The sequence below is a fragment of the Candidatus Nitrosarchaeum limnium BG20 genome (assembly GCF_000241145.1).
Classification (GTDB): domain Archaea; phylum Thermoproteota; class Nitrososphaeria; order Nitrososphaerales; family Nitrosopumilaceae; genus Nitrosarchaeum; species Nitrosarchaeum limnae.
This window is the reverse complement of the sequence record NZ_AHJG01000099.1, coordinates 20,135-27,190: the sequence shown is the minus strand read 5'-3', so window position 1 is coordinate 27,190 and position 7,056 is coordinate 20,135. Positions and strand designations below refer to the sequence as shown.

The 7,056-nt window shown below is 33.7% G+C and carries 8 protein-coding genes and 1 tRNA gene; 4 read left to right on the top strand and 5 right to left on the bottom strand.

All coding sequences use genetic code 11. The features are described 5' to 3' along the window. The 4 genes from BG20_RS03255 to BG20_RS03240 all read right to left on the bottom strand — a co-directional run. On the bottom strand, positions 1 to 786 hold a 786-nt coding region (locus BG20_RS03255), incomplete at its 3' end, for a hypothetical protein (protein ID WP_010190852.1). Positions 787 to 1,137: 351 nt separating this feature from the next. Continuing rightward, positions 1,138 to 1,219 (bottom strand) — tRNA-Ser (locus BG20_RS03250). 56 nt (positions 1,220 to 1,275) lie between these two features. Beyond that, on the bottom strand, positions 1,276 to 1,515 hold the full coding sequence (locus tag BG20_RS03245) for a hypothetical protein (protein ID WP_010190851.1): 240 nt from the start codon (positions 1,513 to 1,515) through the stop codon (positions 1,276 to 1,278). A 1-nt stretch (position 1,516) separates the two neighbouring features. Continuing rightward, positions 1,517 to 1,702, bottom strand: a complete 186-nt coding sequence (locus BG20_RS03240; protein WP_133936201.1) for a hypothetical protein — start codon at positions 1,700 to 1,702, stop codon at positions 1,517 to 1,519. A 90-nt stretch (positions 1,703 to 1,792) separates the two neighbouring features. On the opposite strand from BG20_RS03240, the gene fen reads away from it, so the two are divergent. The 4 genes from fen (at position 1,793) to BG20_RS03220 (ending at position 5,089) form a co-directional block, all read left to right on the top strand. Then, a complete protein-coding gene (gene fen / locus BG20_RS03235; RefSeq protein ID WP_010190848.1) occupies positions 1,793 to 2,812 on the top strand; it encodes a flap endonuclease-1 in 1,020 nt (339 codons plus the stop codon). A 52-nt stretch (positions 2,813 to 2,864) separates the two neighbouring features. Continuing rightward, entirely contained in the window at positions 2,865 to 3,131 is a 267-nt protein-coding gene (locus BG20_RS03230; protein ID WP_010190847.1) for a hypothetical protein, read from the top strand. Positions 3,132 to 3,668: 537 nt separating this feature from the next. After that, positions 3,669 to 4,469 carry a helix-turn-helix transcriptional regulator gene (locus tag BG20_RS03225; protein WP_010190846.1) on the top strand — a complete coding sequence of 267 codons (801 nt, stop codon included), beginning with the start codon at positions 3,669 to 3,671 and terminating at the stop codon, positions 4,467 to 4,469. A gap of 86 nt (positions 4,470 to 4,555) precedes the next feature. Beyond that, positions 4,556 to 5,089 (top strand): PAS domain-containing protein, encoded by a 534-nt coding sequence (locus tag BG20_RS03220; protein ID WP_010190845.1) that lies wholly within the window; start codon positions 4,556 to 4,558, stop codon positions 5,087 to 5,089. Here BG20_RS03220 and acs read toward each other — a convergent pair. After that, a complete protein-coding gene (gene acs, locus BG20_RS03215; RefSeq protein ID WP_010190844.1) occupies positions 5,086 to 7,005 on the bottom strand; it encodes an acetate--CoA ligase in 1,920 nt (639 codons plus the stop codon). The genes BG20_RS03220 and acs overlap by 4 nt on opposite strands. Positions 7,006 to 7,056: the final 51 nt, after the last annotated feature.

Genomic DNA, 7,056 nt, shown 5'->3' with positions numbered 1-7,056 from the left:
AGCTCTTCGTGGTTCGTATGCTTCAACTGACCACATCACTTGTTTTCCTTGTGATGCAAATGTGTTGGTATCACATTCAAGATCTTCATCTCTAAAGTTTGGATCTGCTCCAATGTTTGTTGCAAAGTCATATGCAGGTGCCAATGTTGTCTTGTCAACTACATATACATGTGCACATCCATTGGATCCTTGGAATAGTAAATTGCCACCAATAGCTAAACCGCTATTGTAACAACTTGGACCAGTCCAAGTAAAGGCATTCAAAACATTTCCAAGATAGTCAAAGTGTGTGATTGTTGTACTTCCATCTGGACTATAGTAGAATGTGTTATCTGTTCCGTCATAAGCAAGACCATCATCCAATCCAGTACAAACTGCATTGTTTGTAAACAATACAGAGTTACCAACTACATTTTTGTTGGCATCAAGATTAATCTTGAGTATTGCACATGAATTTCCGCCTCCAGGACCTGCATAAATAACATTATTTGTGCTATCATATGCAATTGCTCCAAGACCGGTTGAAATGGTGTAACTTGCTAAGACTGCTCCAGTTGTTGGATCTGCCTTGTATAAGTCAGGAGTTGATGCATAACAAGAATACCAAAGATGGGTTCCGTCAAATGCAACTCCAGTCCCTATACTAGAAGGACATGCAGTATCAAAGTTAACAGTTGCTACATAGTCGCCAACTGCACCTTGTACTTGTTGTGTTCCCACAACAGTCAAAAGTGCAGTCATAATCAGTGCTGAAATAACAAATATTCTGTTATTTAATGAAGTCATGAAGAAGTGAATATAATGCATGTACTTAAGGTACATCATTTTGAAATAAAATGATTAAAAGATGTAATTATTACAAAAGTCAATATAAAAAAATTAAACTTGATATACATACCCAGTGAAAAAATTACAAGATATGTTTTTTAAAATTATTATTTTGTAGTATTTTTGTGTATTCAATTAATTTTAAAAAAACCCAACAAATTATTTATCAGAATATAATGAATCAAATGGTCTTTAGAGATTTAGTTCAAGATATTTGAGATTCACATACGCAAAGGTCAGAACCATTTTTGAGGGCAAATAATGGATCACGTTTTCCTGATTATTAGTATGAACATATTATATCAAGAGCGCCAGGTAAGGGATTCGAGCCCCTGCACGCTTGCGCGTAGCCGTTTTCGAGACGGCCGCCGTACCACTTGGCTAACCTGGCAAGAAATCTTGGAAGTACCACATAATAAAGCAAATCAGATCTTCAAAAAATTAAATCTAGTCCATATGGAATAATTCATCTTGGAATCGCTTGATTATCTGTGCTTTAGATTTATTCCATTCTGATTCAGTGACTTGATCAGAGAAAATAGAGTGAAATTTAACAACGCCATAATCTTTAGCAATGATTTGCTTTTCTTGGTCAGATAACGGAAAATAAGAAACTAGTTTGAAATTATTTTGAGGGTCTTGCTTGATTTGATATATTTTTTCTTTTAAATTTGCTGGTAAATTCAAATCATTTATCAGATGGGTTTTTCTTTTTAATAAATCCAATTACAATCAATGTAACACCAACAATTATCCATCCAATAGAATAACCTGATGTATCTTCAATATGGCTAAGAGATGCAGTTGCTCCAAGAGTCAGTGCAAGACTAGTAATCCCACCTACAATGAAACTAACACCAGCCCAAAAAACCAATTTTTCATTATATCTAGAAAACAACAAAAACAGGTATTTGTACTATCATAAACGATAAACACAAAATAGCATTAAAAATATCTCAAAGTAATGGGATTAAATCTAAAAGAACTGGTAGTTAGAGACAAGACAACATTAGAAGCATTTTCCTCCAAAGTCATTGCAATTGATGCATACAATGCAATTTACCAGTTTTTAGCAAGTATAAGGGGCCCAGATGGATTACAGTTATCAGACTCTGAAGGAAGGATTACAAGTCATCTAAGCGGATTACTGTACAGAAATATCAATTTCTTATCTTTAGGAATTAAACCGGTTTATGTTTTTGATGGAAAACCACCATCACTAAAAACAGCAGAAATTGAGAGAAGAAAACAAATCAAAAAAGATGCAACTGTAAAATATGAAAAAGCCATAGCTGCTGGGAACATGGAAGATGCAAGAAAATTTGCCCAGCAAACAACTAGCATGAAAGATGGAATGGTAAAAGAGTCAAAACAAATTCTAACGTATTTTGGTATTCCATATATCGATGCACCCTCTGAAGGAGAGGCAATGGCGGCACATCTTACAAACACAGGGCAAGCATATGCATCAGCTAGTCAAGATTTTGACTCCATATTGTGTGGTGCTAAAAGACTGATAAGAAATTTTACAAACAGTGGCAGAAGAAAGATTCCAAATAGAAACACGTATGTGGAAATTGAGCCGGAGATTATTGAAACCCAAAAAACACTTGATGCATTAGGTGTGACAAGAGAGCAACTAGTAGATATTGGAATTTTAATTGGAACCGATTTTAACCCAAACGGCTTTGATAGAATAGGACCAAAAACAGCACTAAAAATGATCAAGCAACATTCATGTTTAGAAGATATTCCTCAAATCCAGGAGCAACTACAAGAGATAGATTATCAACAGATTCGAAAAATATTTCTTGAACCAATTGTAGCTGAAGTAGATGAGATAGTTTTTGGTCAGGTAGATTATGAGGGAATGACAAACTATCTAAAAGAAAGAAGTTTTTCAGAAGACAGAATACAATCGTCACTAAATAGACTCAAAAAAGCACTTGAAAAAAAGAGTCAGAATTTGGATCAGTGGTTCTAAATTACAAATCCTTAAGAGAACACTTTCAGAATGAATAATCAGAACAAACAGTATGATATGCAACGAGTGTGGATTTGAATTTCAAACAAGTTTAAGATATTGCCCAAATTGTAAGTGTAACATAAAAACAGAGTCAAAAACGCCAGTGGAAGTAACTCCAAATAGAATAAAACTAAGATTTTATTTTGGCATTGCATCAATTATTGGAAGTCTTGTGTTAATAGCTAGCGGGATATATTATGACGATTTCATCACTTGGATATTTGGAGCAATTATTTTTGTTTTGACCATTATTCAATTTCCTAAGCAGAAAAAATAGTTTGATAATTTATCAAAAAAATCCAAAAGTTGGATAATTTAAAAAAATAGTGCTGCTAGCCTAATAATCCGCTAGCAACAAGATAGGCTCCAGCACCCATTCCTATCACTGCACCAATTCCGATACAGATAAGATCGAATTTTACGACCTTTCTAAATGGTGCGTGAACCATTTTGTCCCAATTTGAGATTTGTGTTGTTTTCATGATTGGTATTACTCGTAGAGATTCTTAGGGTATGGTACAATTCTATGATTACGAGTAAGCTAATCAGCTGACTGACACATATCTCTGATTTCACACGGTATATTTTATGAGAACTGATAATTGCAGAAAATGTGGTAAAGAGCCGTCCATTGCAAAGTATTGTGATGTATGCCATCAAGCAATACAGTTTGAATGTAAGATATGTCAAAAATTAACAGATGAGCAAATTCACTCGAAATGTATTGCAAAGAGATCTAAAATCAGCATAGCAGTGTAAATTTTGACATCTATGTCCATCTAAGTTTTTTAGGAAATAAAATTATGAACAATTAATGACAGATTTAATTGACAAAACAGCAGATTATGTTTTAGAGCTTGCAAGTCCTCAAAGATTAAACATATTATTTAGATTATTAAGTAAAAATTTGACGCCCACTGCTTTTGCAAAAGAAATCGATGCAACAAAGCAAGAAGTACATAGAAATTTTTCAAGACTTGAAGAAAGTGGGCTAATCAAAAAGAAAACAGATGGAACATATGAATTAACTACTTTCGGTCAAATTGTATGCACTCAAGTACCATCACTTGTTTTTCTTTTACAAAATAGAAAATATTTTGAGAAACATCATTTTGGTGAAGTTCCTCATAAATTTCAAATGCGTTGTGGTCAACTTGCAGTTAGTCAGCACATTACAGGAGTTTCAAAAACATTGGAACAGTGGAAGAGTATTTACAAAAATTCTACAGAATACATTTATGAGATATTATCAGAAGTACCATTAGATCTAATAGAGCCATTGGTTAAACAAGTCAAAAAAGGAATAAAATTCAATTATATTTTTTCAGAATCTGCAATAATTCCAAAAGGAAGAAAAGAGTTACTAAAAAAACTGGGATATGACAAGTTAGTTGAAAAAGGATTAATCGAGAGAAAGATGACAAAAAATGTACAGACAATGATCGTCATGAATGAAAAAGAAGTATGCATAATGTTTCCAACAATTGATGGAAAATCAGATCTTAGTGAAATGTTTTATTCAGATGATCCCATGTTTCACGAGTGGAGTTTGGATTATTTCAGATATTGCTGGTACGGCTCTGACATCTTTATGGAAAGTAAGCTAAAAGAATAATTATAAATTTCGTGCCTATTTTAGACTAGAAATTAAGAGTTTTTGTAAGATTTCAATTTAATAACTAGTCAGAAATAAATTAAAAAATGCTGCAAACAGAAGCAAGAAAAATTCTCAAAGATGCCCCAATCATGTGGAGAAGAATAAATTCGATTGGAATTATTTTGGATTGTAATTCAACTTATGCCAACAAACTAGGATATGCAAAATCAGAAATTCTTGGTAAATCAATTTTTGAACATGTTCCAAAAGATTCTTGGGAAGTCATGAACGATTCACTAAAGGCATGGTTTGAAACGGGAAAAGTAACAGATAGAAAAATCACATTCAAAAAGCAGGATGGCAACACATTTCCAGGAATCCTACAGGCAACAAGTCTCTATGATGAAAAAAAGAATTTGCTTGGAAGCAATACAGTGATTTTTGACATTTCAGAATTAAAGGATGAAAAGATCAAATCATTTCAAGAATATTTCAAAGAAGCAAAAGAAAAACTAGATGATATAAAAAATAACGAATACAGTAAACTGGATGAAAATTCAAAATCAGAATATGATGGATTAAAAAAAATGTTTGATATGCTTTTATCAACTGATTTGAAAAAATTAAATAAAAATTAAAATTCAGATCTTAATTTAATGGATTTTTTTAATTCTTCAAGCGTAGATTGAATTTCAGAAACTGCAGCACCGTCTTCTAATGTACTTACATCCCCAATTGTCTCATTGGAAGATATTGCTTTTAATAGTCGACGCATAATTTTACCGCTTCTGGTTTTTGGTAGTTTTGTTACAAAATAGATTTCTTTAGGGGTTGCAATTGCTCCAATATCATTTCTTATTTTTGTAATCAATTCTTTTTCAAGAGTCTTTACATCAAGTGTTGTATTTTGTTTTAAAACAGCAAAGACAATTATCACCTCACCTTTTAGTTGATCTGGAATGCCACATACTGCAGATTCTGCTACATCAGGATGAGAAACGATACAACTTTCAAGTTCAGCAGTTCCTATTCTATGACCTGCAACTTTTAGAACATCATCTGCTCTACCTAATAACCAGAGATATCCATCAGAATCTTTGAGTGCATAATCTCCAGGATAATAGCAGTCTTTGTATTTTGACCAGTAAACATCACGGTATTTCTTATCATCTCCCCAAAGGGTCAAAAGCATTCCAGGCCACGGATTTTTTATTACAAGATATCCCTTGGTGTTTGCAGAAACATCTTTTCCATCATCATCGACTACAGAAATTTGCAATCCAGGAATTGGACGAGTGCCAGAACCAGGCTTTAGAGGAATTGTTTCCAACCCAGGTAATGCAGATATCAGCATTCCACCAGTTTCTGTTTGCCACCATGTATCAATTATTGGACATTTTTCTTTTCCAATTATTTTGAAATACCATTTCCAAACTTCTGGGTTTATCGGCTCACCTACGCTTCCCAATAATCTAAGTGATGAAAGATCAAAAGAGTTTGGAATGTCATCTCCAAATCTCATAAACATTCGCAGCGCAGTCGGAGTAGTATAAAAAATTGTTACTTTGTATTTGTGTAAAATATTCCACATTCTTGATGCATCAGGAAAATCAGGTGCGCCTTCATACATCACTTGTGTTGCACCGTGCAATAATGGTGCATAAACTACATAGCTGTGACCTGTAACCCATCCAATATCGGCAGTACAAAAATAAACATCAGAGTCTTTGATGTCAAAAGCCCACTTGAATGTAGAATGCAAGTGAGTTAGATATCCGCCAGTTCCATGAAGCACTCCTTTTGGTTTTCCAGTAGTTCCAGAAGTATACAAAATAAAGAGCGGGTGTGTGCTGTCTAATTTTTCTGGAGGACATATATCAGAAGCATTGTCAAGTAAAGCATTCCAAAACAAATCTTTGGAAGACATTTTGATTTTTGTCTTTGTTCTCTCAACTACTATAACGTTTTTTACAGATTTTGAATCCTTGATTGCCTCATCAATGATCTCTTTGAGGCTAATTACACTACCTCTCCTATAACCACCATCAGCAGTAATCACAACTTTTGATTTTGAATCATCAATTCTGTCTTTAATTGCAGATGCACTAAATCCCGAAAATATTACCGTGTGTGTTGCCCCAATTCTGGCACACGCAAGCATCGAAATTGGCAGTTCTGGAATCATTGGAAGATAAATTGTTACTCTATCGCCTTTTTGAACGCCTAATGATTTTAGTACATTAGCAAGCTTTTGAACTTGAACCCACATGTCTTTGTAAGTAAGAATTTTAGATTCACCGTTTTCCCCTTCCCACAAGATTGCAGGTTTGTCAGATTTGTCTTTTTGATGAATATCCAATGCATTGTATGAAGCATTAATTTTGCCTCCTACAAACCATTTTGCAAATGGAGGATTCCAATCAAGAGTCTTTTCCCAAGATGAAAACCATGAAAGATTTTTTGCTTGTTTTTCCCAAAATCCAATAAAATTAGAATCTGCATCTAATCTTGTTTTAACATCATTATTTCCAAGGCCGATAGTAATTTCGGACATCAAAATTTTGTAGAGGTACAGACTTGTAAATGTTAAAGAAAAAATAATTTA